Source organism: Paraburkholderia sp. RL18-101-BIB-B (assembly GCF_046026985.1).
GTDB lineage: Bacteria > Pseudomonadota > Gammaproteobacteria > Burkholderiales > Burkholderiaceae > Paraburkholderia.
Window position 1 is genome coordinate 262853 of the sequence record NZ_JARESV010000005.1, and the last position, 26905, is coordinate 289757.

The 26905-nt window shown below is 61.3% G+C and carries 20 protein-coding genes; 8 read left to right on the forward strand and 12 right to left on the reverse strand.

What is annotated here, in order from left to right; genetic code table 11:
* Positions 1 to 21: 21 nt before the first annotated feature.
* The 4 genes from sdhA to P0D73_RS11830 form a co-directional block, all read right to left on the reverse strand.
* Entirely contained in the window at positions 22 to 1797 is a 1776-nt protein-coding gene (gene sdhA / locus P0D73_RS11815; protein WP_408177683.1) for a succinate dehydrogenase flavoprotein subunit, read from the reverse strand.
* A 4-nt stretch (positions 1798 to 1801) separates the two neighbouring features.
* Positions 1802 to 2170 (reverse strand): succinate dehydrogenase, hydrophobic membrane anchor protein, encoded by a 369-nt coding sequence (gene sdhD, locus P0D73_RS11820; RefSeq protein WP_132383610.1) that lies wholly within the window; start codon positions 2168 to 2170, stop codon positions 1802 to 1804.
* A gap of 3 nt (positions 2171 to 2173) precedes the next feature.
* Positions 2174 to 2590 (reverse strand): succinate dehydrogenase, cytochrome b556 subunit, encoded by a 417-nt coding sequence (sdhC, locus tag P0D73_RS11825; protein WP_132383609.1) that lies wholly within the window; start codon positions 2588 to 2590, stop codon positions 2174 to 2176.
* A 157-nt stretch (positions 2591 to 2747) separates the two neighbouring features.
* A complete protein-coding gene (locus tag P0D73_RS11830) occupies positions 2748 to 3548 on the reverse strand; it encodes a GntR family transcriptional regulator (RefSeq protein ID WP_132383607.1) in 801 nt (266 codons plus the stop codon).
* Between the two features lie 494 nt (positions 3549 to 4042).
* Between P0D73_RS11830 and P0D73_RS11835 the strand changes: the two genes are divergently transcribed.
* The 7 genes from P0D73_RS11835 to P0D73_RS11865 all read left to right on the forward strand — a co-directional run bounded on the left by P0D73_RS11835 (position 4043) and on the right by P0D73_RS11865 (position 13335).
* Positions 4043 to 5026, forward strand: coding sequence for a malate dehydrogenase (locus tag P0D73_RS11835; RefSeq protein WP_132383605.1), 984 nt, complete (start codon positions 4043 to 4045; stop codon positions 5024 to 5026).
* Positions 5027 to 5268: 242 nt separating this feature from the next.
* Positions 5269 to 6285: an HpcH/HpaI aldolase/citrate lyase family protein gene (locus P0D73_RS11840; protein ID WP_408177681.1), complete on the forward strand. Its 1017-nt coding sequence runs from the start codon at positions 5269 to 5271 to the stop codon at positions 6283 to 6285.
* Positions 6286 to 6445: 160 nt separating this feature from the next.
* Positions 6446 to 7633 (forward strand): bifunctional 2-methylcitrate synthase/citrate synthase, encoded by a 1188-nt coding sequence (gene prpC / locus P0D73_RS11845; RefSeq protein ID WP_408177680.1) that lies wholly within the window; start codon positions 6446 to 6448, stop codon positions 7631 to 7633.
* 103 nt (positions 7634 to 7736) lie between these two features.
* A complete protein-coding gene (locus tag P0D73_RS11850) occupies positions 7737 to 8243 on the forward strand; it encodes a hypothetical protein (RefSeq protein WP_132383599.1) in 507 nt (168 codons plus the stop codon).
* Between the two features lie 25 nt (positions 8244 to 8268).
* Positions 8269 to 9720, forward strand: coding sequence for a bifunctional 2-methylcitrate dehydratase/aconitate hydratase (locus tag P0D73_RS11855; RefSeq protein WP_408177679.1), 1452 nt, complete (start codon positions 8269 to 8271; stop codon positions 9718 to 9720).
* A 40-nt stretch (positions 9721 to 9760) separates the two neighbouring features.
* Positions 9761 to 12478 carry an aconitate hydratase AcnA gene (gene acnA, locus P0D73_RS11860; protein ID WP_132383595.1) on the forward strand — a complete coding sequence of 906 codons (2718 nt, stop codon included), beginning with the start codon at positions 9761 to 9763 and terminating at the stop codon, positions 12476 to 12478.
* A 584-nt stretch (positions 12479 to 13062) separates the two neighbouring features.
* The gene (locus tag P0D73_RS11865; protein WP_408313706.1) at positions 13063 to 13335 is read left to right on the forward strand and encodes a hypothetical protein; all 273 of its coding nucleotides are present in this window, start codon (positions 13063 to 13065) and stop codon (positions 13333 to 13335) included.
* Positions 13336 to 13678: 343 nt separating this feature from the next.
* Here P0D73_RS11865 and P0D73_RS11870 read toward each other — a convergent pair whose 3' ends face one another.
* The 7 genes from P0D73_RS11870 to P0D73_RS11900 form a co-directional block, all read right to left on the reverse strand.
* Positions 13679 to 14431 (reverse strand): Hpt domain-containing protein, encoded by a 753-nt coding sequence (locus P0D73_RS11870; protein WP_408177677.1) that lies wholly within the window; start codon positions 14429 to 14431, stop codon positions 13679 to 13681.
* Between the two features lie 275 nt (positions 14432 to 14706).
* Positions 14707 to 15342: a response regulator gene (locus tag P0D73_RS11875; RefSeq protein ID WP_408177676.1), complete on the reverse strand. Its 636-nt coding sequence runs from the start codon at positions 15340 to 15342 to the stop codon at positions 14707 to 14709.
* A gap of 112 nt (positions 15343 to 15454) precedes the next feature.
* On the reverse strand, positions 15455 to 16546 hold the full coding sequence (locus tag P0D73_RS11880) for an OmpA family protein (protein ID WP_408177675.1): 1092 nt from the start codon (positions 16544 to 16546) through the stop codon (positions 15455 to 15457).
* A 147-nt stretch (positions 16547 to 16693) separates the two neighbouring features.
* Positions 16694 to 17533, reverse strand: a complete 840-nt coding sequence (locus tag P0D73_RS11885; protein WP_132383585.1) for an ABC transporter permease — start codon at positions 17531 to 17533, stop codon at positions 16694 to 16696.
* A gap of 15 nt (positions 17534 to 17548) precedes the next feature.
* Complete coding sequence (locus P0D73_RS11890) at positions 17549 to 18826, reverse strand: ABC transporter permease (protein WP_342960207.1); 1278 nt, start codon at positions 18824 to 18826, stop codon at positions 17549 to 17551.
* 117 nt (positions 18827 to 18943) lie between these two features.
* On the reverse strand, positions 18944 to 19993 hold the full coding sequence (locus tag P0D73_RS11895; protein ID WP_408431447.1) for an ABC transporter substrate-binding protein: 1050 nt from the start codon (positions 19991 to 19993) through the stop codon (positions 18944 to 18946).
* A gap of 107 nt (positions 19994 to 20100) precedes the next feature.
* Positions 20101 to 21198 carry an ABC transporter ATP-binding protein gene (locus P0D73_RS11900; protein WP_408177674.1) on the reverse strand — a complete coding sequence of 366 codons (1098 nt, stop codon included), beginning with the start codon at positions 21196 to 21198 and terminating at the stop codon, positions 20101 to 20103.
* A gap of 129 nt (positions 21199 to 21327) precedes the next feature.
* Here P0D73_RS11900 and pdxR point away from each other — a divergent pair, with 129 nt between their 5' ends.
* Positions 21328 to 22875 (forward strand): MocR-like pyridoxine biosynthesis transcription factor PdxR, encoded by a 1548-nt coding sequence (gene pdxR, locus P0D73_RS11905; protein ID WP_408431449.1) that lies wholly within the window; start codon positions 21328 to 21330, stop codon positions 22873 to 22875.
* Between the two features lie 130 nt (positions 22876 to 23005).
* On the opposite strand, the gene P0D73_RS11910 is transcribed toward pdxR, so the two are convergent.
* Positions 23006 to 26752, reverse strand: coding sequence for a DUF748 domain-containing protein (locus P0D73_RS11910; RefSeq protein ID WP_408431451.1), 3747 nt, complete (start codon positions 26750 to 26752; stop codon positions 23006 to 23008).
* Positions 26753 to 26905 lie beyond the last annotated feature (153 nt).

A 26905-nucleotide genomic window follows, 5' to 3' on the forward strand; every position in this document is an offset into this window, starting at 1 on the left:
TGAATTCCTTTGACTTGTGCCTTAGAAGGTCCGCGCTTTCGGCGGAACCGATTCGACCGTCAGCGGTTGCATGTGAACCGGCTTGTAGTCGAGGCGATCGCCTTCGCTGAACCACAGCGTATGGCGCAGCCAGTTTTCGTCGTCGCGATGTTCGAAGTCGTTCTGCGCGTGCGCGCCACGGCTTTCCTTACGCGCTTCGGCGGAAACCATCGTGGCGCGGGCCACTTCAATCAGGTTCTCCACTTCCAGCGCTTCGATGCGGGCCGTGTTGAACACCTTCGACTTGTCCTTCAGGTAGATGTTGTCGACGCGGTTAGCCACTTCCCGAATACGCTCGACACCCTTGGCCAGCAACTCCGACGTGCGGAACACGCCAGCGTGGGCCTGCATCGTGGAACGGATCTCAGCCGCAACGTCTTGCGAGTATTCGCCCGACGAGGACTTCTCCAGCTTGGCCAGACGTGCCAGCGAGAAATCGGCGGCGTCTGCCGGAAGCGGCTTGTGCTCCTTGATTTCCTTCACGTGCTTGACGATGTGGTTGCCGGCCGCGCGGCCGAACACCACCAGGTCGAGCAGCGAGTTCGTGCCGAGACGGTTCGCACCGTGCACCGACACGCACGAGCATTCGCCCACTGCGTAGAAGCCGTTGACCGGCTCTTCGTGACCCTTCGACGTGCCCACCACCTGACCGTGGATGTTCGTCGGTATACCGCCCATCTGATAGTGGATGGTCGGCACAACGGGGATCGGCTCCTTGATGCAATCGACGTTCGCGAACTTCAGCGCGATTTCGCGGATCGACGGCAGACGCTTCATGATCGTCTCGGCGCCGATGTGCGACAGGTCGAGCAGCACGTGATCCTTGTTCGGACCCACACCACGGCCTTCCTTGATTTCCTGGTCCATCGAACGCGACACGAAGTCACGCGGCGCCAGATCCTTCAAAGTAGGCGCGTAGCGTTCCATGAAACGCTCGCCGTTCGAGTTACGCAGAATGCCGCCTTCACCGCGCACGCCTTCGGTAATCAGCACGCCCGCGCCGGCCACGCCGGTCGGGTGGAATTGCCAGAATTCCATGTCTTGCAGCGCAATACCCGAACGCGCCGCCATGCCCAAGCCGTCGCCGGTGTTGATGAACGCGTTGGTCGATGCCGCGAAGATCCGGCCCGCCCCGCCCGTGGCGAACAGTGTGGTCTTGCCTTCGAGGATGTAGACGTCGCCCGTTTCCATTTCCAGCGCGGTCACGCCGAGCACGTCGCCGTCGGCGTCGCGGATCAGATCCAGCGCCATCCATTCGACGAAGAATTGCGTTTTCGCAGCGACGTTCTGCTGATACAGCGTGTGCAGCAGCGCGTGACCGGTACGGTCAGCGGCCGCGCAAGCGCGTTGCACCGGCTTTTCGCCATAGTTCGCCGTGTGGCCACCGAACGGGCGTTGGTAAATCGTGCCGTCAGCGTTGCGGTCGAACGGCATGCCCATGTGTTCGAGTTCGTAGACGGCGTTCGGTGCTTCGCGGCACATGAACTCGATCGCGTCCTGGTCGCCGAGCCAGTCGGAACCCTTGATCGTGTCGTAGAAGTGGTAGTGCCAGTTGTCTTCGCTCATGTTGCCGAGCGATGCGCCGATGCCGCCTTGAGCAGCGACCGTGTGCGAACGCGTCGGGAACACCTTGGACAGCACGCAGACCGACAGACCGGCGCGCGCGAGTTGCAGCGAAGCGCGCATCCCCGAGCCGCCTGCGCCGACGATAACCACGTCAAACTTGCGACGCGGCAGAGAATTCTTGATTGCAGCCATTCTTTTACACTCTCCAGAGAATCTGCGCAGCGTAGCCCGCACACGCGAGCAGCCAGACGATCGTCAGCGCTTGAAGCAACAGGCGGATGCCAACGGGCTTCACATAGTCCATCCAGATGTCGCGGATACCCACCCACGCGTGATAGAACAGCGAGAGCAGCGTGACGAACGTGGCGAGCTTCATCCACTGCGTGGCGAAGATCGACGCCCAGCCGTCGTACGAGAAATCGCGCGCGCCGAAGAACCACGCGAGCAGGATCACCGTGTAGATCGCCATGACGGCGGCGGTAATGCGCTGCGCCAGCCAGTCGCGCAGACCGTAGTGAGCGCCGACAACGAGACGCTTCGAACCGATTCGGTTATTAGCTGACATTTTTTAGAATGCTCCGAACAGTTTTGCCGCGAATGCGATGGTGAGCAGCGACGACACGACGAGAACGACGATGGAAGTCGATTTGCCTTTTTCCTTCGTGACCGCGTTGTGGTTCGTGTCCATCACGAGGTGACGGATGCCGGCGCAGAAGTGAAACAGGAAGGCCCACGCCAGAACGAGCGTGATGAGCTTGACGATGATGTTGGAGAGGAAACCTTTGAAGACTTCGAAACTAAGTTCCGATGTCAGACTCTGATCGAAGAGGTACAGCAGGAACGGAAGAAAAACAAAAAGCAGACCACCGCTCAAGCGGTGCAAGATCGATACTCGCCCCGCTAGCGGGAGACGGTATGCCGTCAATATCTGCCCGATACCGATGTTCCGGAATTCCGGCCTCGGTTTTTTTACGGCTTCAGCCATGCTAGACCCCTACTATGTAGTCACACTAATCCGCAATTTTAGCGCCTTTTTATATCGCGCTGCAGCGAAAACCACGACAGGTCCGTTACAGCGCGCGCGATAAAGGCGCTTTCAAACAGGCGCACGTGTGGGACGCAGCGCCCTCATTCAGCCCGATTCAGCTTAGATCGTTCTGATAGTAGTACCCGGTTGTGACATACCAACCACGGCGCACTTCGACCGGCCGGTCTCCATAGGTATAGGACACGCGCTCGACCGATAGCAGCGGAAAACCCGCCGGCACATGCAGCAGATCGGCGACGGAAGGCTCAGCCGCCACCGCGCGAATCTTCTCCGTTGCGCGGATCATGCGGGTGCCGAATTCCGTCTCGAACATCGCGTAGAGGGGACCTTTATACTCCGACAGCCGCTCGAGCGTCAGGCCACGGAACACGGCGCCGGGCAACCAGATTTCATCGAGTACGGTGACTTCGCCGTCGAACTGCAGCAAGCGCTTGATCAAGACGACCGGATCGGCCGGTTTCAGATCGAGTTGCCGGGCGATGTCCGCCGAAGCGCGCAAGCGCCGGCATTCAAGCAGGCGGCTGACGTGCGGGTGTTCCGCGCCGTCATCGGCCAGCAATCTGAGGAACCGAAACTGGGCGCGGTCTTCGTTGTGCGTTGCAACAAACGTGCCCTTGCCCTGGCGGCGCACCAGCAGGTTGTCGGCGGCAAGTTCGTCGATCGCTTTGCGCACCGTCCCCTGACTGACCTTGTATCTGGCCGCCAATTCGACTTCACTAGGAATGATCTCGCCTGGCTTCCACTCGCCGCTTTCGAGGCTCTGCGTGATCAACCCCTTGATCTGCTGGTACAAGGGGCTGAAAGTGGGCGACGTGGCCGGAGGCGCAGTGGGTACACCCTCGCCCGCGACCCCTTGGCCGCTCGGATTCGTGGTGTTCGCCGGGTTCGAATTCATCCGCGCATTTCATCATAAAGGGCTAGGCCGCGTCTAGGGTTTTCCCCGCAATAGATATGTCTTATATAAGACATAAGATAATGTTGACTTTGTGTCTGACGACTCCTACACTCCTTGTCGAGCAAGGGTTTGCGGGTTTTTCGGCGGCTGTTTTGATGCAGCGCCGCGACGCACCGGCAGCCACTGTGCACCATGCTGTTCCCACGCAGTTCAGGTTTCGATTTCGCCGCCATTCGTTGGTCAGACGCTTGCCGAAACGCGCTGTTTGCAGGAGCCCGCACCGTGCAGCGGCTACCCGGCGCTTCATATTCCGCTCCCGTGCTGTAGTGCAGATTTCCGGCATGGCGGTCTTGCCGCAACGCGCCGCTCGGCCTCGGCAATTGGCGAGGCAGTCCGCGACAGTGAATTCCGCCGTGTTTCACAACGCTTCGCTGAACGCGCATATAGAATGGCGTTTTCCCTAGCGTCTAACGCATCGTCCTGGAGATTTCTCAATGGCTAAGCCCGCAAAGCGCGTTGCCGTCACCGGCGCCGCAGGTCAAATCGCTTACTCCCTGCTGTTCCGCATCGCCAATGGCGACCTGCTCGGCAAGGATCAGCCGGTGGTCCTGCAATTGCTCGACCTGCCGCAAGCGCAAGGCGCCGTCAAAGGCGTCGTGATGGAACTGGATGATTGCGCATTCCCGCTGCTGTCGGGCGTCGTGATCACCGACGATCCGGAAGTTGCATTCAAGGATGCAGACGTGGCCCTGCTGGTCGGCGCGCGTCCGCGTTCGAAAGGCATGGAGCGTAAGGACCTGCTGTCGGCCAACGCCGAAATCTTCACGGTTCAGGGCAAGGCGCTGAACAAGGTCGCGAGCCGCGACGTGAAGGTGCTGGTGGTCGGCAACCCGGCCAACACGAACGCTTACATCGCCATGAAGTCGGCGCCGGATCTGCCGAAGAAGAACTTCACCGCCATGCTGCGCCTGGACCACAACCGCGCGCTGTCGCAACTGGCCGCCAAGTCGGGCAAGCCGGTCGCGTCGATCGAAAAGCTGGCTGTGTGGGGCAACCACTCGCCGACCATGTACCCGGACTTCCGCGTTGCAACGGCAGAAGGTCAAGACCTGACCAAGCTGATCAACGACGAAGAATGGAACCGCAACACGTTCATCCCGACCGTCGGCAAGCGCGGCGCGGCGATCATCGAAGCGCGTGGCCTGTCGTCGGCAGCGTCGGCGGCCAACGCTGCAATCGACCACGTGCGTGACTGGGTGCTCGGCACAAACGGCAAGTGGGTCACCATGGGTATCCCGTCGGACGGTTCGTACGGCATTCCGGAAGACATCATCTACGGTGTGCCGGTCACGTGCGAAAACGGCGAGTACAAGCGCGTTGAAGGTCTGGAAATCGACGCGTTCTCGCGCGAAAAGATGGACGGCACGCTGAACGAGTTGCTGGAAGAGCGCGAAGGCGTTCAACACCTGCTCGGCTAAGCGGCTGATGCAAACGAACCGGAACTCGTGAGACAACGCCAGGCCGCCTTTCAGGCAGCCTGGCACGATGCGAAATGTCCGGGGGCGCTCACAGGCGCCACCGCAGCGGGTTCCGTTTTTTACGTGCGAATGCTGCTATTCGCATCTGATTCGAGCGCGTTTTGCTCAGTTGCCGTGACGGTCCGGCAGAGCGCGCCCGAATCAGATTTCTCCAAACACTACCCACGCCCCTGACGCCGAAGATGCGCGCCCTCACACCCGCCGAAGTGCTGTTTGACGGCGAAGTGCCGCCCGCTGTGCTGCCTGCCTGCGATCACTACGCCGGCAGCGAAAAGCTGATGCTGAAATCGTTGGCATTGCAGCAGCAATTGGGCCCCGTGTTCGACATCACGCTCGATTGCGAAGACGGCGCGCAGGTCGGCCGCGAAGCGCAGCACGCCGAACTGGTCGCCTCGTTGCTAGGCAGCGAGTACGACCGCTTCGGCCGCGTCGGCGTGCGGATTCACGACTTCGATCACGCGCACTGGCGCGACGACGTCCGTCTCATTCTGCGTGCCGCGAAGCGAGCGCCTGCCTACATCACCCTGCCGAAAATCCGCAACGTCCCCGATGCCGCCGAAATGGTCGCGTTCATCGAGGCGACGCGGCGCGAGCTCGGCATTGCGCAACCGGTGCCGGTGCAGTTGCTGGTCGAAACGCACGGCGCGCTGACGCGTGTGTTCGATCTGGCCGCGCTGCCCGGCGTGGAAGCGCTGAGCTTCGGCTTGATGGACTTCGTCTCCGCGCACGACGGCGCGATTCCCGATACCGCCATGCGCTCGCCCGGCCAGTTCGATCATCCGCTGGTGCGGCGCGCGAAGCTGGAAATCTCGGCGGCCTGCCATGCATACGGCAAAGTGCCGTCGCACAACGTCAGCACGGAAGTGCGCGACATGAGCGTGGTCGCCAACGACGCTGCGCGCGCCCGTAACGAATTCGGCTACACACGCATGTGGAGCATCCATCCGGCGCAGATCGAGGCGATCGTCGCCGCATTCGCGCCGCGCGACGAAGAGATCGCCACGGCCACCGACATCCTGCTGGCCGCGCAGTCCGCACAATGGGGCCCGACCCGCCATCACGACACGCTGCACGACCGCGCCAGCTATCGCTACTACTGGTCGGTACTGCGCCGCGCGCAAGCCACCGGTCGCGCCGTCCCGCAAGACGCCGCGCCGCTTTTCACGAAAGTGGGCACTGACGTGCAAGCAGGATCATGAGCATGAAAGTCGCTGCGGCAATCAGCGCGGCTGCGGTGAGCGGCAAATGCGCACGCCGCCAGGCAATCGAAGCACGGCATCATGTGGCGCTGCAGACGGCGAGCGTCGAACGCATGGGTCAATCAGAAGCATCGAGCAGGCACAAAGGAGATTGCGGGAGATGAGCGAGACGACGCAAACCGCCGGTGCACAAGGCGGCAACGAACCCCAAAGCGGCTTCAAACCGAAGAAATCCGTCGCCCTGTCCGGTGTGACGGCCGGCAACACGGCGCTCTGCACGGTCGGCAAGACCGGCAACGACCTGCACTACCGCGGCTACGACATTCTCGATATCGCCAGCGCCTGCGAATTCGAAGAGATCGCGTACCTGCTCGTGCACGAAAAGCTGCCGACCCAGGCCGAACTGACCGCCTACAAGACGAAGCTGAAAGCGCTGCGCGGCCTGCCCGCGAACGTCAAGGCCGCGCTCGAATGGATTCCGGCCGCCGCCCATCCGATGGACGTGATGCGCACCGGCGTGTCGGTGCTAGGCACCGTGCTGCCGGAGAAGGACGATCACAATCTGCCGGGCGCGCGCGACATCGCCGACAAGCTGATGGCCTCGCTCGGCTCGATGCTGCTCTACTGGTATCACTACTCGCACAACGGCAAGCGCATCGAAGTGGAAACCGACGACGATTCGATCGGCGGCCACTTCCTGCATCTGCTGCACGGCGTGGAGCCGTCGAAGGCGTGGGTCGACGCGATGCACGTGTCGCTGAACCTGTACGCCGAGCACGAGTTCAACGCATCGACCTTTGCGGGCCGCGTGATCGCGGGCACGGGATCGGACATCTATTCGGCCATCACCGGCGCGATCGGCGCGCTGCGCGGGCCGAAGCACGGCGGCGCCAACGAAGTCGCATTCGAGATCCAGTCGCGCTACCAGACGCCGGACGAAGCCGAAGCGGACATCCGCCGTCGCGTCGAGAACAAGGAAGTGGTGATCGGTTTCGGCCACCCGGTGTACACGATCTCCGACCCGCGCAACAAGGTCATCAAGGAAATCGCGAAGAAGCTCTCGAAGGAAGCGGGCAACAGCAAGCTGTTCAATATCGCCGAGCGGCTGGAGTCGGTGATGTGGGACGCAAAGAAGATGTTCCCGAATCTGGACTGGTTCAGCGCGGTCTCTTATCACATGATGGGTGTGCCCACGGCCATGTTCACGCCGCTCTTCGTGATCTCGCGCACGGCCGGCTGGAGCGCGCACATCATCGAGCAGCGCGTCGACAACAAGATCATCCGTCCGAGCGCGAATTACACCGGACCTGAGAATTTGAAGTACCTGCCGCTAAATAGGAGAAAATAGCGGTCGCTGTGCGCTTTCAAAGCGCGTGCAGTTCAACCACGCGGTCGCCAGGACCGGTAGCCCGCGGAATGTTTAACTGAAACTAGATAGAAAGGTTTTCTCCATGAAAAAGCTGATGATCGCCGCCGTGATTGGCGCCCTGTCCACGACGATGCTGTCCGTCGCGACTGACGCCGCCGCGCAAACGGCGACCACCACGAAGCCGGCTGCCAGCGCTGCGCCGAAAAAGCCGCAGCCGAAGCGCCTGATCAAGCGCAAACCGAACCCGGCCAAGGAAGCGAAGGTCGATCCGGTACCGGAAGGCGCGGAAAAGTGGTCGTGCAACGAAGGCCAGGCTTTCGAACTGAAGGGCGACATGAAGCGTGACCAGATCGTCACGGTTCACTGGGCTAACAAAAATTACAATCTGCCGCGCGAAGCGACGACCACGGGGGCAGACCGCTTCCACGATGCCGCAACGGGTATGGACCTGGTCGTGATCCCGACGAAGGCGATGTTGTTCTCGGACAAGGACAGCTCGCGCCTGGCCGACGAGTGCAAGACGGCAGCGATGCAGCAAGGCGCACCGGCTCCGACGCAATCGAACGCGATCGACAAGACCAGCAACTAATCATCGTCATCAGGAAAGCTCTCCGATGTCCGCTCCGATTTCCAACGTGCGACCCGATCCGGACCCAGTCCTGGCCGATATCGTCGATTACGTTCTGGATTATCAGATCGATAGCAGGCTCGCGCTGGAAACCGCGCGTCACTGCCTGATCGATACGCTCGGCTGCGGACTCGAGGCGCTCACCTACCCGGCGTGCACCAAGCTGATGGGACCGATCGTGCCGGGCACGATCGTCCCCAACGGCGCGAAGGTGCCGGGCACGTCGTTCCAGTTGGACCCGGTTCAGGCCGCCTTCAACATTGGCGCCATGATCCGCTGGCTCGACTTCAACGACACCTGGCTTGCCGCCGAATGGGGGCATCCGTCGGATAACCTCGGCGGAATTCTGGCGACGGCCGACTGGCTCTCGCGCAGTGCCATCGCAGCGGGCAAAGCGCCGCTGGCGATGAAAGACGTGTTGATCGCCATGATCAAGGCGCACGAAATTCAAGGCTGTATCGCGCTCGAAAACTCCTTCAACAAGGTCGGGCTCGATCATGTATTGCTGGTGAAGCTGGCGTCGACCGCGGTGGTCGGCCAGTTGATCGGCCTCACTCGCGACGAACTGACCAACGCGGTGTCGCAGGCGTTTGTCGATGGGCATGCGCTGCGCACGTACCGCCACGCGCCGAATACCGGCTCGCGCAAGTCGTGGGCCGCGGGCGATGCGACCTCGCGCGCCGTTCGTCTCGCGCTGATCGCGAAGACCGGCGAGATGGGCTATCCGTCGGTGCTGACGGTGAAGACGTGGGGCTTTTACGACGTGCTCTTCAAGGGTAACGCGTTCCAGTTCCAGCGTCCGTACGGTTCGTACGTGATGGAAAACGTGCTCTTCAAGATTTCTTTTCCGGCAGAATTCCATGCGCAAACCGCAGTGGAAGCCGCGATGAAATTGCACGCGCAACTCGCGGCTGAAGGCAAACGCATCGAAGACATCAGCAAGATCACGATCCGCACGCACGAAGCCGCGATTCGCATCATCGATAAAAAAGGACCGCTGAACAATCCGGCCGACCGCGATCACTGCATTCAGTACATGATCGCCGTTCCGCTGATCCACGGCCGGCTGACGGCCGCGGACTATGAAGATTCGATCGCGCAGGACGCGCGGCTCGATGTGCTGCGCGCGAAGATGGAATGCGTCGAAGACGCGCAGTTCACGAAGGATTACCACGATCCGGAGAAGCGTTCGATCGCCAATGCACTGACGATCGAATTCAACGACGGATCGACATTCGACGAAGTCGTAGTCGAATACCCGATCGGTCATAAGCGTCGTCGCGAAGACGGGATTCCGTTGCTGGTCGAGAAGTTCAAGACCAACCTCGCGCGCCGCTTTCCGGTCAAGCAACAACTGGCGATTCTCGACGTGTCGCTGGATCAGGCAAGGCTCGAAGCCATGCCGGTCAATGAATACGTCGATCTGTACGTCATCTAGTTAAGTACTGTAGTTCCGCGATCAAACCAAGGAAAACACCATGGCCCACAACCTCCACAAAACGCTCAAGGAATTCGACAGCGGTTCCGGCAAAGGCAAGTTCTACTCCCTGCCGCAACTCGGCAAGGCACTGAACATCAAGATCGACCGCCTGCCGGTTTCGATCCGAATCGTGCTGGAATCGGTGCTGCGTAACTACGACGGCAAGAAAATCGCCGAAGAACACATCGAGCAACTCGCGAACTGGAAGCCGACCGCCGCGCGCGTCGACGAGATCCCGTTCGTGGTGTCGCGCGTCGTGCTGCAAGACTTTACCGGCGTGCCGCTGCTCGCCGACATCGCGGCAATGCGCGGCGTCGCGAAACAAATGGGCAAGGATCCGAAGTCGATCGAACCGCTGGTCCCGGTCGATCTGGTCGTCGATCACTCGGTGCAGATCGATCACTTCCGCGAAAAGAACGCGCTCGACCTGAACATGAAACTGGAATTCCAGCGCAACAACGAGCGCTACCAGTTCATGAAGTGGGGCATGCAGGCATTCGACACGTTCAAGGTCGTGCCGCCGGGCGTCGGTATCGTTCACCAGGTGAACCTGGAATACCTCGCACGCGGCGTGCACAAGAAGGCTGAAGGCGCGGACACGGTGTACTACCCGGATTCGCTGGTCGGCACCGATAGCCACACCACCATGATCAACGGCATCGGCGTGGTGGGCTGGGGCGTGGGCGGTATCGAGGCGGAAGCCGGCATGCTCGGCCAGCCTGTGTACTTCCTGACGCCGGACGTGGTCGGCGTGAACCTGAAGGGCAAGCTGCGCGAAGGCGTGACGGCAACCGACCTGGTGCTGACTGTCACCGAACTGCTGCGCAAGGAAAAGGTTGTCGGCAAGTTCGTCGAGTTCTTCGGCGAAGGCACGCGCTCGCTGTCGCTGCCGGATCGCGCGACGATCGGCAACATGGCGCCGGAATACGGCGCGACCATGGGCTTCTTCCCGGTCGACGAGAAAACCATCGACTACTTCAAGGGCACGGGCCGCACGGACGCGGAAATCTCGGCCTTCGAGAAGTACTTCAAGGCGCAGAACCTGTTCGGCGTGCCGAAGGAAGGCGACATCGACTACACCAAGGTCGTGACGCTGGATCTGGGCACGGTCGCACCGTCGCTGGCAGGCCCGAAGCGCCCGCAAGACCGTATCGAAATCGGCAATGTGAAGTCGACGTTCAGCGACCTGTTCTCCAAGCCGGTTGCGGAAAACGGCTTTGCGAAGAAGGCCGAAGACCTCGACGCGCAATACACGACGAGCAATGGCGTCGACGTGAAGAACGGCGACATCCTGATCGCCGCGATCACGTCGTGCACGAACACCTCGAACCCGAGCGTGCTGCTGGCCGCCGGCCTGCTGGCGAAGAAGGCTGTCGAAGCCGGCCTGACGGTCGCTCCGCACATCAAGACGTCGCTGGCGCCGGGATCGCGTATCGTCACCGAATACCTGACGAAGACCGACCTGCTGAAGTACCTCGACAAGCTCGGCTTCACGCTGGCCGCTTACGGTTGCACGACCTGTATCGGTAACGCGGGCGATCTGACGCCGGAACTGAACGAAGCGATCACGAAGAACGACATCGTCGCGGCAGCGGTTCTGTCGGGCAATCGTAACTTCGAAGCGCGTATTCACCCGAACATCCGCGCCAACTTCCTGGCCTCGCCGCCGCTGGTCGTCGCCTACGCGATCGCCGGCAACATCACGCGCGACCTGATGACCGAACCGGTCGGCAAGGGCAAGGGCGGCAAGGACATCTACCTGGGCGACATTTGGCCGACCAGCGATGAAGTCAACGACCTGCTCAAGTTCGCGCTGGACGCGGAAGCGTTCCGCAAAAACTACGCGTCGCTGACCAAGAAGGGCGACCTGTGGAGCAAGATCGAAGGCGAGGAAGGTCAAGTCTACGACTGGCCGAAGTCGACCTACATCGCCGAGCCGCCGTTCTTCGGCAAGGACTTCTCGATGACGCCGGCCGACAGCATCGCAGCGGTGAAGGACGCGCGCGCACTGGGCATTTTCGGTGACTCGGTCACGACCGACCACATCAGCCCGGCTGGCTCGATCAAGGAAGACTCGCCGGCAGGCAAGTGGCTGAAGGAAAACGGCGTGCAGAAGGCCGACTTCAACAGCTACGGCTCGCGCCGCGGTAACCATGACGTGATGATGCGCGGCACGTTCGCGAACGTCCGGATCAAGAACCTGATGATCCCGACGAAGGCAGACGGCTCGCGCGTGGAAGGCGGCCTGACGATTCATCAGCCGAGCGGCGAAAATATGTCGATCTACGACGCAGCGATGAAGTACATCGACGCCGGCACACCGACCGTCGTGTTCGCGGGCGAAGAGTACGGCACGGGCTCGTCGCGTGACTGGGCTGCGAAGGGCACGCAACTGCTGGGTGTGAAGGTTGTGGTCGCGCGCAGCTTCGAGCGGATTCACCGTTCGAACCTGGTCGGCATGGGCGTTCTGCCGCTGCAGTTCAAGGGCTCGGATAGCGTGCAATCGCTCGGCATCACCGGCGAAGAAACGTACGACATCGAAGGCCTCGGCGCGGACTTCAAGCCGCAACAGGAAGTGACGCTGGTGATTCGCGGCAAGGACGGCAAGGAAAAACGCGTGCAGGTGCTGCTGCGTATCGACACGCCGATCGAAGTCGACTACTACAAGCACGGCGGGATTCTGCCGTTCGTGCTGCGTTCGCTGCTGGCTGCTTAAGGTATTCGCTTACCTGTACAGTAGCTGCGAGCTGTTTTGCAGGAGCTGCGTCCTGTGGAGGACGCAGCTGACTTTAAAGCCCGACCGGTGGTCGGGCTTTTTTTGGCTGCTTACTTTTTGGGCGCTATTTGCCGGCGCCGCTTGTGCCGAAGGCTTCAGGGTCGTCGGTGATCCGACGCTGCGTTAGGTGGGCGCTCCAGTCGGTATCTTTCGGCACCGGGATGCGAGCCCGCGTCGTGATGTTCGCGCGCCGTTGCTGGGCCGCCCAATCGAGCAATGCGGCGCGCTCCGCTGTGTCGGTTGCGGACGTAGGGCGCGCGGTCCAATCGGGTTGTTGCGACGTGGACGGTTGTCCGGGTCCGGATGGCTTGGCCGTGTGGCTTGGTGCCGGGCGTTCGTCCGCTTGCAGTTTGCTGAGGTGTGTGACTGGGACCCGATGGCGAGGCTTTGCGGCTTGGCTTGCAGTGTCCTGATGCATAGACACTCGGGCGGTTGGACGCGGCACAAGGCTTTCGACATGCTGCGGCTTCGGTGGCTCGCGAGAAACCTCGCTCGCCTTCGCTGTGTTTGGCGTAGGAACAGCGATGGGACTCGTCGCCTTCGGCGAACTAGCGGCCAAGGGTATGCTTCGCGCGATCGCGCGGGTGAATTCGACCGGCGGCTGTGCCGGTTTGGCACGCTCGCGTGGATCAGGCGCCATCGTACTTCCGTCTGCCGACGCAACCGGCTGCGTTATCGACTTAGCCGCAGCCGTAGTCGTGGCTGTCGTCCTGTCGGCATCGTGCGTCGTACAGGTGGCCAGCAGCCAGGCCAGTGCAATGCTGCAGCCCGCGAAGATCGCCGCTCCCAGCATATGATCCGAACGGGTCGACCTCGGGCGCACTTGACCCATATTCAGGTAGTACCTGGCTTCGGCCAACTGCTCCGCAAACCGATGAGAATGGTCGCGTTGCGCCGGCAGTTTGTAGAAAAAAAGAAACTTCACACCGGGTGGTACTGGTCCACGACGTGCTGGCGGCGACGGGTGTTGTACCGCATCCTGGATTGCCTGTTGTGCAGCGGTGAGTGGCGCGGGTTGCGGTTCGCGTTGTGCCATGGTCTGGACCTGCCGACGCCTTGAACCGAAAGGCGGCGGCAAGACATCGAACGGCCGCGGAATTGGAAGCGCCAAGTCGCCTTCGATCAAGGCAAGCGGTCGATTCATTGTGAGGTGCTCCGGTATGCGCGCGACGTTGCGTCGAGTTGCGTGACCAGGGTTCTGGCGCGCGCCGTTAGCGCGTCGATTGAGCCGGTGCTGTGTTCCAGGGGCGACGTACTCGCACGCCGCAACGCCTCCATCAAACTGCGCGCACCGACGAGGCCCACTGCTCCGCTCAACCGATGCAGCACGCTATGGAAATGATCGAAGTCGCCTTCACGATGCAAGGCGTTGAGACGCTCGAGGTCTTCATTCATTGCCTCACGCCAGTTGTTGAGAAACGCGTGAAGATCGACTCCCTCTTCGGATAGAGCATCCAGATAACGGCTTTCAAAGGGCTCAAACGAGGCGCTTGCGGAAACGTCCCGTGGCTGCGTGGTGTTCCGAAGAAAAGGCGCTTGTGCATTGCCGCTAGCCGTTCCCGCGGATGGCTCCTGTTGTTCGACGGCGAACAGCGCGTTGAAGGTCGCGCGAGGGCCCTTCTCTGAACTGGTCGCGATGGAAAGCTCGCCGTGCATGCACTGCGCCAGTAGTGTGCAGAGTGGCAAACACGCGTCGGCGTCGGCGAGTCGCTTGGCTACCTGTGAGTCACCAGCGACTGGAGCCGAAGGCTGCGACGGCGCGACGGCAGCATGCTTATCCGCACCGCCGACCACGCTGATAAAGATACGTTGCGAGCCCGAATTCAACGACTGCGCCCACACGACGAGCGAAATCTCTCCCTGCGCGCTGAGTTGGACCGTTCGGTTGAGCAAATGGAAAAGGACTTGGCCTAACCGGGCACCGTCGGCGCGAATCGTTTCGGCGACAGTGTGGTCGACGTTCGCACGCAGGTGCAAATCGCGACGAGATGCAAACGAGATGAGCAATGCGAAAACACCATCGATGAGCTCGCGCAGGTTCGTCGCGCTCTCTTCGAGGACAAACGCGCGAGATTCTACAGGCGCGGCATCCAGCAGATCTTTAAGCGTTTGGCTCCATGTGGACGCAGAGGAACGAGACAGACTCGCAGTATTCATAGCCCACAAACCTACTCGACCAAACGGTGCAAAGTCGCGAACTCGATGAGACCTGCTAACGACGAAAGGCCGAGTTTCTCCTGGATACGGCTTTTGTATGTGCTGACGGTTTTGTCGCTGATAAACAAGGCATCCCCAATCGCCTTATTCGACATGCCTTTCGAAAGCATCTGCAGAATCACGAGCTCCTTATCCGACAGCAGCCCGATCCTGGCTTCTTCACCTCCCTCCCCAGCAGCGAACGCCATACCGCCGCCATTAGTCGTCACCGGGAACACGGTATAGCCTGCCAGCACCGCCTCTACCCCGCGCATGATCTCCTTCATTTCCTGCGACTTGCCGACGAAACCATGCACGCCCGAGCGCATCGCGCGCGGCGCGAACGTCGCCGGATCGTGACTCGACAGCACCATCACGCGAATCGGCGGATGAACGAGCTTGAGTCGGGGAATCACATCGAGTCCGCTGATGCGCGGAATGTCGAGATCCAATATGGCGAGCTCTGGCGTGTGTATGCGGGCCATCTCGACAGCGCTCTGGCCGTTATCGGCCTCGATCACTTCTTCAACGCCAAGCAATTGCACGAGCTGCATTTTGATGACCATACGAAACGCAGGATGGTCGTCGATAACCAGAATAGTTGACACTTTTCTTAATCCTCCTGAATACACGCTTTGCGACATTGATCGTTGGCAGCGTCAAGGTCGAAGACGCATAGATCTGTGCGGCACGCTTGCTAGCTTTCCACCCAAGGGCACACTACGGGGCCACCGCGACGAGTTCAATCTCGACGCGTCGATTCGGCGCGAGGCATCGCATCAACACATCTCGCTTCGTTTGCTGGCAGTCCACCAACGGATTCTCACTGCCTCTGCCCTGCGCGGTCATCGGCAAGCTCACGCCGCGCGCTCGCAAATACCGCTCGATTGTGTACGCGCGCTGCATGGACAAACCGATGTTGTAAAACTTGTCGCCGAGGCGGTCAGCGTAGCCGGTGACCTTCAACTCACACATGGCAGGAATCTTCTTCAAACGCATTGCCACGTCGTTCAACTGTCGTTTGCCGGCGGGCAATATCGCGGCGGCGTCACCGCCGTTGAAACGGAAAAGAGAATCGGTCTTTAACGCGATCGTCCGCGGCGAATTCGCAGCTGAGGCGGAGGCAGGACCACGTGCGGGCGCCGGAGCGGACGTCGGCGTTTGTACAGCCTGCTTGCATTGCAGCGCAGTTTCCGCCGACTGACGCAAGTTGTCCTGCACTTCAGGCAGGCGTTTCTCGGCGTTGGAGAAACTGCGTCGCCATGCGTCATGCCCGCTTTGCATCAGCTCGACTTCGGCACAAGCAAGCGGCGGCAGCGCCTGCGGACATTGCGCAACAGCGGGATCCGACTTGATGGTATTGACGATCTTCCAAAGATCGGGGCGCACCGTGGACACGGTACGCAGCGCGGGATTGACAGCCGATAACGGCGCACCGTTCTCGAGGCTCATCGTGATCATGGCTGCCTGGCCAATCGCTTCTTCGACGAAGCCCCAGTGATCGTCGGCTTGCCGCGCCTGTTGAGCGGCATTGATCCAGCATTGTGCCTTGGCTTGAAAATAGCCGTTCTTATCGCCCGGCAAACGGTCGAGCCGCGTCTGCAGTAGTGCCAACGCCGTGCCGCTGCTTACGACCGGCGCGTAGGTGCTGATCCATTGTGAGTTGACCGCGCCCGCGGCTTCGTCCTGAGTGACGCCGAATCCGCTATGCAATAGGGTGGCGTCTTGAACGCCAAGCCGGTCACGCGCGCCGTGGTCCGCGCAGGCCGTTAAGGCTAGCGCGCACACAAGCACCATTAGCTGGTGTTTCATTGATTCCCCGCGTCGAGCGCATCTTCTTATCGAGGGCTACGAGTATGAAGATATGCTGATGCATAGGGAATGGGAGCAATCTTAGATTAGCGTCAGGAAAATGTTAATTGTGATGCGTTTCAAATAAAATCTGTCATCAGCAGATACTCAGACCTTGACTGCCCGCGCTGCATTTCGCCCACGCAGCCACTCGAGCGCCAGTAACAGGCTGGTGGAAAAAATAATCAGAATGGTCGCCAGCGCGGCGATGGTCGGGCTGATATTTTCGCGGATACCGGTGAACATCTGTCGGGGCAACGTAGTCTGATCCGCGCCCGCCAGGAACAGCGTCACGACGACCTCATCGAATGAAGTCGCAAATGCGAACAGCGCGCCCGAAATCACGCCCGGTGCGATTACCGGCAACGTGATACGGAAAAACGTCTTCACCGGATTTGCGCCCAGCGACAAACTCGCCCGCACCAGGTTGTAGTTGAAGCCCTGCAAGGTCGCCGCCACCGTCGTCACGACAAAGGGAACGCCGAGCGACGCATGCGCGAGAATCAGACCGATGTAGGTATTGGCCAACCCAAGCGGTGCAAAGAACAGGTACATGCCGACGCCGACCACCACCACCGGCACGATCATCGGCGAGATCAGGATCGCCATGAGCAGCCCTTTGCCGCGGAAGTTCGCCTTGGTCAGTCCGATTGCCGCCAACGTCCCAAGCACGGTCGCAACCACCGTCGCCGAGGGCGCGACGATAAAGCTGTTCTTGGCCGCCATGCGCCATTCATCGGACGCGATCAGATTCTGATACCAGCGCAACGACCAGCCCGGAATCGGATACACCAGAAATGTGCTCGACGAAAACGACAGCGGCACGATCGCCAGCACCGGCAAGATGAGATACAGGAGCGTGAGCACCGCCAGCGCACGCAACGCGAAATACCACACGCGTTCGACGAAAGACGTATGCGGCGCGAACAAAGGCTTGGCAAGTTTCATCGCAATAGACTCCGTTCAGCCGAGGCTCAGTGACGAACGCGTGAAGCGCCCGTAAATGACGTACAGCACCAGCGTCGCGGCGAGCAGCAAGCCGCCGAGCGCGCACGCCATGCCCCAGTTGATGGTCACGTTGGTGAAGTACGCGACGTAGTAGCTGACCATCTGATCGTTCGGTCCGCCGAGCAAGGCCGGCGTGATGTAGTAGCCGATTGCCAGAATGAACACCAGCAACGCGCCTGCGCCGATGCCCGGATAGGTCTGCGGTACATACACACGCCAGAACGCGGCGAACGGATGGCTACCGAGAGAAATCGCGGCGCGCTGATAGGTCGGCGGGATCGACTTCATCACGCTATAGAGCGGCAGGATCATGAACGGCAGCAGAATGTGCGTCATCGAAATATAGACGCCGGTCCGGTTGAACAGCAGCGCCAGCGGATCGTGCAACAGCCCGCTGCCGACCAGCGCCTTGTTCACCAGCCCTTCGCTTTGCAGAATCACGATCCATGCCGCAACGCGCACGAGGATCGAGGTCCAGAACGGAATCAGCACGAGAATCATCACCAGATTCGCGCGACGTTCGGACAGCGTCGAAATCCAGTAGGCGAGCGGATAACCGAGTAGCAGCGCGAAGAACGTCACTGCCGCGCCGATCACAAAGGTGCGGCTGAACACGGCGAGATAAATCTGTTGATCAGGGTCGGTCGGAATGATGTGACCGAACGCGTCCTGTTTGTGGTCCAGCGAAGCCAGCAGATAAAACGGCGAATACGCGCCGGAATTTTTCGCGATGGCTTGCCAGTACGCGACGTCGTTCCAGCGTTCGTCAAGCTCGGCGAATTTCGCGTGCATCTGGGCGGGCGTCAGTTGCAAGGGCTTGCTGTTGTCGTCGACAAACGGCATGGCGCGCGCGGATTTGGCGACCAGCGAACGGTAGCCCGGAATCTCCACGTTCAGGCGTCGTGCGAGTGCGCCCATGCCGTCGCTGTCGGCGATCGCGGCGAGGTCGACAGCCAGCGCGGCATACGCGGTATCCGGCGGCGGTGTCTTGCGATCCCACGCGCTCAACGACGCCAGCGTATGCGGCAGCGCGTTGACGACTTCGGGATTTTGCGCGGCGCGCGTGAGCAGCGCGCCGATCGGCACGACAAAAATCAGCAGCAGAAAAATCGCGAGCGGCGCGATCAGCAGCAGGGCCATGGCCCGCTTCCTGGCTTCCGCGGCCTTCAGCTCGCGCTTGAGTCGGCCACTTGATTCAGGCGTCGAATCGGCAGCGATCGTCATCGTAGTCACACCTGTCTCCTGCTTTACCTTGGAAGCGCGCGCACTTGGGTACTGCATGCGCGCGCGTCATTTCACAACTCGAAGGCGCGGCGGCATCGAACCCACCACGCCCTCACACAACACTAACTACTTCGAAGCCCACGACGAAAACCGCTGCTCCAACTCATCGCCATGATCGGTCCAGAACGCCAGGTTTTGCAGCACCGCATTCTTCCCATTAGCCGGCGAGTTCGGCAGATTCGCAAGCGTCTTCGGATCGAGCGCCTTGATAGCCGCCACATTCACCGGACCGTACGCGATGTTGTGCGCATAGTCCTGTTGCGGCTTCGACGAAATCGAATAGGCGATGTACTTCTCGGCCAGCGCCTTGTTCGGCGTGCCCTTCGGAATCGCCCAGTAGTCGAGGTCGTAGATGCTGCCGTTCCACACCACCTTCAGGTTCTTGCCTTCCTTCTGCGCGGCGTCGATCCGGCCGTTATACGCAGTGGACATCACCACGTCGCCCGCGACGAGGAATTGCGGCGGCTGCGCGCCCGCTTCCCACCACTGGATGTTCGGCTTCAGTTCGTCGAGCTTCTTGAACGCGCGGTCCTGGCCTTCCTTGTTGGCGAGCACCTTGTAGACGTCCTTCGGCGGCACGCCGTCGGCCATCAGCGCGAATTCGAGGTTGTAGCGTGCGCCTTTGCGCATTGCGCGCTTACCCGGGAATTTCTTCACGTCCCAGAAATCGGCCCAGCCGGCCGGCGCCGTTTTCAGCTTGTCAGCGTTGTACGCGAGCGCCGTCGACCACACGAAGAAGCCCACACCGCAAGTTTGCGGTGCTTCGGGAATCAGATCCGCCTTCTTGCCGATCTTCGACCAGTCGAGTTTCTCGTACAGCCCTTCATCACAGCCACGGCCGATATCGCCCGATTCGACTTCCACCACGTCCCAGTTCACATGCTTGGCTTCGACCATCGCCTTCACTTTGGCCTGCTCGCCGTTGTATTCGACGGCGGTGACTTTGTTGCTGGTCTCCTTTTCGAACGGCTGGTTGAATGCAACCTTTTGCGCGTCGCCATTCGCGCCGCCGAAATTGACGACCGTCAATTCGGCCGCATTGACTTGCGCGGCGCCCAGCGCGAGCGCCACAGCACCGACAGCGATGGCGCAGCGCGATTTCCCGATCTTGCTCATGGTGTGTTGCTCTCCTTTGGTGGTGTGCTTCATACGTTCAGTGCGACTTTGTTATGTGCTGCTTGACTTGCCCTGCCTGCGTCGAACATCTTGCGCGTTCGACGCGTTCACGCCCCTGCGAAAACCCGCAGATGCTCGGGTGCGAATTCGAGTGCGACCGGTGCGCCGGGCGCGAAGGTGTCGAGCACGCCGGTGCCGAGCGGCACCTTCACGAAGCACTCGTCCTGTTGCGGCAGACCACAACGCATGCGCACGTGGTCGCCGAAATAGATCAGCCCGCGCGCTTCACCGGCGAGCGCATTGGCGCCCGGCCGCGACAAACCGTTGGCGAGCTTCATGCGCTCGGGCCGGATGCACGCGACCGCCGGCGTACCCGCTTGCGCGCCGCCGATATTGCGGCCGGTGAGGCGCGTGCCGTCAATCAGGTGAAATTCGCAATACTCGCCGTCGACATTCGCGATCGTGCCGCGCAGCTTGTTGCTGTCGCCGATGAAGTTCGCCACGAACTCATTGCACGGCGATTCATACAGCCGGTCCACGGTATCGAGCTGCTGCACGATGCCTTTATCGAACACGGCGACGCGATCGGACATGGTCAGTGCCTCGCCCTGATCGTGCGTGACGTACACGAACGTGACGCCGAGTTTCTCGTGCAATGATTTAAGTTCGTACTGCATGTGTTCGCGCAACTGTTTGTCCAGCGCGCCGAGCGGCTCATCCATCAGCACGAGCTTCGGCTCGAACACCAGCGCGCGGGCAAGTGCGATACGCTGCTGCTGGCCCCCGGAAAGCTGCGCCGGATAGCGCTTTGCGAAGCTCTCCATGCGCACCATCTTGAGCGCGTTATTCGTGCGATGCGCGCGCTCTTCCGCCGAAATCTTGCGCACGGTAAGCGGATACGCGACGTTCTGCTCGACCGTCAGATGCGGAAACAGCGCGTAGTTCTGAAACACCATGCCGATGTTGCGCTTATGCGGCGGCACGGTATTGAGCAGCGTGCCATCCAGCCAGATTTCGCCGCCGGTGGGAAATTCAAAACCCGCCAGCATCATCAGACAGGTGGTCTTGCCCGAACCGGACGGCCCGAGCAGCGTCAGAAATTCGCCCTGATAGATATCCAGGTCGAGCTGTTTGACGACCAGCGTTTCGCCGTCGTAGGTCTTTCGCACACCTCGAAAGCTGACGATCACGTCTTCGGTTTTCATCGTCCAAGTCTCCTCTGCGGTCCGGCTGGCTCCCGTGCAAAGCAGCGGGATTGCAGCAATTGCGTGGCTCACTATAGACCGTTACGGTTCTACAATATGGAACCATTTCATTATTCCGGATAGAACCACTTGGACACCGTGATTTTGTCGGATTGGCTTGTCGCGCGGCTCGACCGCGCGGCCGCCGAACCGGTCTACCGGCAGACGTTGCGGCTCATGCAGCAGGCTATCCTGACCGGCCAGCTGCCGCCGGGCACCAAGCTGCCCAGCTCGCGCACGCTCGCCGAAGACCTCGGCATTGCGCGCAACACGGTGCTGCACGTCTACGACCAGTTGACCGCCGAAGGCTATGTGATCTCGACCACCGGCAGCGGCACCTACGTCGCCGACACGCGGCCGGACACGGCCGCGGTGAATATGCGCAGGAAGCCGGCCGTGGCGAGCGTCGACAAAGAAGGCAGTACAGCCAGGGAAAGCCCCAAGCCGCCAAAGCGCGACCTCAGCGATCTGTCGACCCGCGGACGCCGTCTGATCGACAAAGCCGGCGTTTCCGCGAAACAGTGGGGCGCGTTCATGCCGGGCGTGCCCGACGTCGCGGAATTTCCGGCGCGCACGTGGAGCCGTCTGCAGGCGCGTTTGTGGAAGGAAGCCAATCCCGATCTGCTCACCTACGCGCCCGGCGGCGGCTACCGGCCATTGCGGCGGGCGTTGTCGGACTACCTGCGTGTGGCGCGCTCGGTGAACTGCACGCCGGACCAGATCATCATCACCACGGGCATTCATCAGTCGATCGATCTGGCGGTGCGTCTGTTGACCGATGTCGGCGACCGCGCGTGGGTGGAAGAACCGTGCTATTGGGGCGCACGCAGCGTGCTCCAGTCATCGGGGATTACCCTTGTGCCGGTGCCGGTGGATGACGAAGGCCTGAATCCGCGCGAACAGGATCTGCAACAGCCGCCGCGGCTCGCACTCGTCACGCCGTCGCATCAGTATCCGCTCGGCATGGTGATGAGCCTCGCGCGCCGTCGCACGCTGCTCGAATACGCGCGCCAGCATAACGTGTGGATCATCGAGGACGACTACGACAGCGAGTTCCGCTACGGCAGCCGTCCGCTCGCGTCGCTGCAAGGACTCGACGACGCCGGCCAGGTGATCTATGTCGGCAGCCTGGGAAAGATGCTGTTTCCGGGCTTGCGGATCGGCTACATGATCGCGCCGGAGCATCTGGTGGACACGTTCCGCACGGGCGTCGCCGAGCTGTATCGCGAAGGTCAGTTGATGCAGCAGGCGGTGATGACCGACTTCATCATGGACGGCCATCTCACCTCGCACGTTCGGCGCATGCGCGCGCTGTACGGCGAACGCCGGCAGATTCTGATCGACGCGATCACCGCGCGTTTCGGCAACGAACTGCCGGTGATGGGCGACGAGGCCGGTCTGCATCTGGTGCTCGGCCTGCCGGATCACGCGAACGATCGCGCGGTGACGGCCGCCGCTTACGACGCCGGCGTAATCGTGCGCCCGCTCGCAAGCTATTACAGCAGCGATACGCCCGCGCGGCGTGGACTGCTGCTCGGATATGCGTGCGTGCCGAACGACAAGATCGGCCCCGCGTTCGACACGCTCGCGCGCGTGATCGAGCAAACCGCGTTGAAGGCGCCGACGCGCGCCGCTTGAGCACACGCCGCCGCGAGCATGCGCGGCCGGCGACGGTGCACTCAACGTTCAACGTTCTATGTTCAACACAGCGCGCTCAAGAAAAACACCGGATTCTGCCTGACGCACGAAGCGCCAGGCCTCACCACGCTCACTTCAAGCCGAAGTCGACCCGCGTCGTCGCGCCCTTATCCTTGATGCCGTCGGCATTCAGCTTAGGCGCGACGATAAACACGCGGCTGCTGTCGATCTTGCCGTCCAGATATTGCTGCACGCTCTGCGCGCGCTGTTGTGCGAGCTGGCGCAGGCTGGCCTCATCGATCGGGGCGTTGGCGGCGAGCGCGCTCTTCATGTCGTCGTCCGGCAAGCTCTTGGTCAAGCCGACAAAATTGCGCGGCTTCTTGAAGTCCGCCGACTTGTAGGCCTTGCTCAGATACTTGTCGTAGTCCTTCGGGTCGACGGTGACGGTCGACAAGTCGACGCTCTCGCCGTTACCCACCACGTCCTTGATCTTCTGCTGCTTGACGAGGCGGTCCACATAGCCGGTGCGCAACGCGGGTTCGTCGACGGCCGGATCGACGCGGCCGATCAGGTCCATGCGGATCGACGGTTTATCGGACAGCGCCTTCACGATCGTGTCGAGTTTCTGGGTGTCGGCGTCGGTCAGTTTCGCCGAGCCGGGTTCGAACTCGACATAGCCCAACTCCTCGCCACTGCCGCCGAATGCGTTGGCGATCAGCGAGAACGGCGCGGTCACCGCCTTCTGGAGCAGATTGAGCACGGCATGCCAGATCAGGCCGCCAATACTGAACTCAGGATTCGCAAGCGAGCCCGACACCGGCAGGTTCACGTCGATCTCGCCGCGCGAATTCTTCAGCAGCGAGATCGCGAGACGCACGGGCAGCTTGGTCGCCGTATCGTTGTCGATGTGATCGCCGAACGTGAGCTGGTCGATGAAAATATGATTGTTCGCGTCCAGTTGATCGTTCGCCAGCTTGTAGTGCAGATCGACGTTCAGCTTGCCCTTGGTGATCGGATACCCGGCATATTTCGACGAATACGGCGTGAGATTGGTCAGTTCGATATCGTGCGCGACCGCTGTCAGATCGAGCGCCGGCTTCGCAATCAGCGGATTGACCGTGCCGCGAATCGACAACGGACCATTGGCCGCCAGTTTCGCGGCGATGTCGACTGGCGCAGCCGTGGTCGATTGCGTGCCGAACGCGCCGACCGTGCCCTGAATGCCGACCAGATTCGCCGTGAAATTCGGTTTGATGAAGTTGTCGGTGTACGTCACGCGGCCCTGTTGCAGCACCAGTTGACCGAAGTGGAGCTTGACCGGGCTTTGCGGCGGCGTAGCCGCCGTCACCGTGGCGGGCGCGGTCGACGAGGCCGGCGCAGGCGCAGCCGCGACTGTCGATGCCGCTTGCGGTGTCAACGGCACGGGCTCGGCGCCGCTCTTGTCGCGCGTCAGCGATTGCGCTGCGCCGCTTTCATGCGCGACGACGTCCTTGAGATTAAGCTTGCCCTGCGCGTCGAGCAGCACGCGTCCATAGAACTTGGTGAACGTGACGCGGCCCGCGTCGACCACCGTGCCGTGCTCGTCGTAGTCCGCCTTAAGGTTGGACAACGCAAGCGAGCCCCATCCCGCGAACGGATCGGAGGTCGCCTTGTCGAGCATACGGACTTCGACGAGCGCCACGTCGCCGTGATAGGTCGCTTTCAGCGACTTCGCCTGATTCAACGCGAGGTCGCCGTTCGCATTGAGCAGCGCGCTCGCGATCACCGCATTCAGCTTGCTGCCGAAGTACGGCTCGAAGGCCGCCGCGTCGAGCCGGTTGGCGTTCACCTTGACGGCCACCTTGAGCGGCGTCGCCGTGACGTCGCCCTTGACGCCGAGTGTGCCCTTCTTGTTCAGCGTCGCCTGCAGATCGACCGGCAGCGGACGGCTCAGGTCGTCGCTGATGTTCTGCACCTTTAGCTGCAGCGGCGTGATGTTCAGCTTCACCGGCTGCGGCGTGGTGTTGTCGATGAAATTGGCGGTGGCGTCCTTCAGAGTCAGCTCGCCGATCTTGTAGTGCCATGCGGGCCCTTCCGCCTGCGCCTTCTTGACCGCGTGAATCGCGGTGCGCCGCTGCGCCGCTTCGTGCTGGCCGGCAAGCGCCGCGAGGTTGATGCTACCGTCTTTCAGACGCTGCGCGTCGACCGCGAGGCCGGTCGTATCGACGCTGGCGATCTCGGCGGTGCGCGCCGCCAGATCCACCTGCTTGAGCTTCACGCTGCCTTGCGCGAGCGAGATCAGCGGATCCTTGCTCTCGCGCGTCCCGACTTTCAGCGATTGCAGGTCCAGTTGCGAATCGGTGACCATCACCGCAACCGGCGACTTCGACCAGTTCGCGCCGACATTGGCGCTGGCCGAAAGCGCGCCGTCCGTGATCTGCGCAACAGTCGCGGTGTCGATATACGGTTGCAGCAGCGGCAGCTTCAACGACTTCAGATCGAGCTTCGCACTGGCCGTTTTCGCGACGAGGCCGAACGCGCCGGCCACGCCGAGCGAGCCGCCGGCATTCTTGAAATCGGTGTTCAGCGTGTAGTGCGCGGGCGCGGTGGCGAGCGTCGAGAAATCGGTCAGCGTCACGGCCAGTTTTTGCAGGCCGACGTCCATTGGGCGCGAGGCGGCGGCGTCGTGAACATTCACGGTGCCGTCATTGAGCAAGAAGCGTTTGATCGACAGATCCAGCGGCGGCGCCGTCTTTTCGGTGGCCTTCGAACCGGACGCCGCAAGCGGCGCGCTCGCGGCCGGTTGCGCCGCAGCCGCTTCAGATGCGGGCGCGGGCGCGAACATCTTCTCGACGCTCACCACGCCGTCTTTATCACGCGCAAGATTGGCGGTGGGCGCCTCGATGCGGATCTCGTCGAAGTGATAGAGGCTCTTCAACGGCTCGAGCGTGGCGGCGGCCACATGCACCGCGCGCGCCGCGAAGAACGGCGCCTTGCTCTGATCCTGCACGTCCACGTCGTTCATATCGACGGTGCCCGCCACGCGCAACGAAGGCGCGTCGTTGGAGACCACGAAGTTGAGCTTGAGATCGGTGGACAGTTTGCCGGACTGCACGATCACCGGCAGTTTGGTCGGCACGTACGACATGAGGCGCGGCACATCGAGCCCGTCGAAGCGCAACGACACTTCCGACTCGCGCGACGCGGCAAACGGCTTGGTCTTGCCGTCGATGGCAAGCGGACTGCCGTCGATCCTCGCACGCAGCAAAGGCTCGACGAAGATATCGGTTTTCGACGGCAGCGTGGCGATGAACGGAACGCCGAGCTTCCATTGATCGATCACATGCGTCGCGCCGAGCAGTTTGTCGTCGAACGTAATCTGGCCGTTTTCGAGGCGAATGTTCGATACGGAGAACAGAGTCGGCTTGCTATCGGGCTTGGTCGGCTGCTTCGCGAATTTCTCGATCAGGTCGGTGAAATTGAAGCGCTGCGCATCGTAGCGAACAATGTGAAAGCGCGGCGAATCGAGCTGCACTTCGTCGATGATCGGCGCCGCGCGAAACAGCGAACTCCACGACGGCTGCACGATGAGCCGCGAGATATCCACGAAGTCGCCCGCGCCGCCGCGCTCGCCGATATGCACACGATCGGCTTCGAGCTTGAGCGTGTACGGATTGAGCGCAATGCGGCCGATGGTGGCAGCGCGGTCGAGTTGTTTGCTGAGCTGTTGTTCGGCAATGTGGCGAATCATCGGCGGCGCCGCGAAGAAGCCCAGCAGACCAAACAGTACAACGAAGATCAGCAGACCGGTAATGACACGCCGGGTGCGGCGTGACTGCGCGACATCGCGCACGGTCTGCATGGACGAGGCTAGTGATGCTTTATTGAGGCTTGCCATGCTCGGTCTTGGGTAGTGCGGCGGCAAGCCCGCCGCGAAAACGAAAATCCCGCAAGCGGCAGTATAAGTCGTGAATCTTTCGTCGGATATAAATGTAAGGCGTGGCTTACACATTCCTCCGCGCGATAGCGTCGCATGTCCTCCGAGTCGATG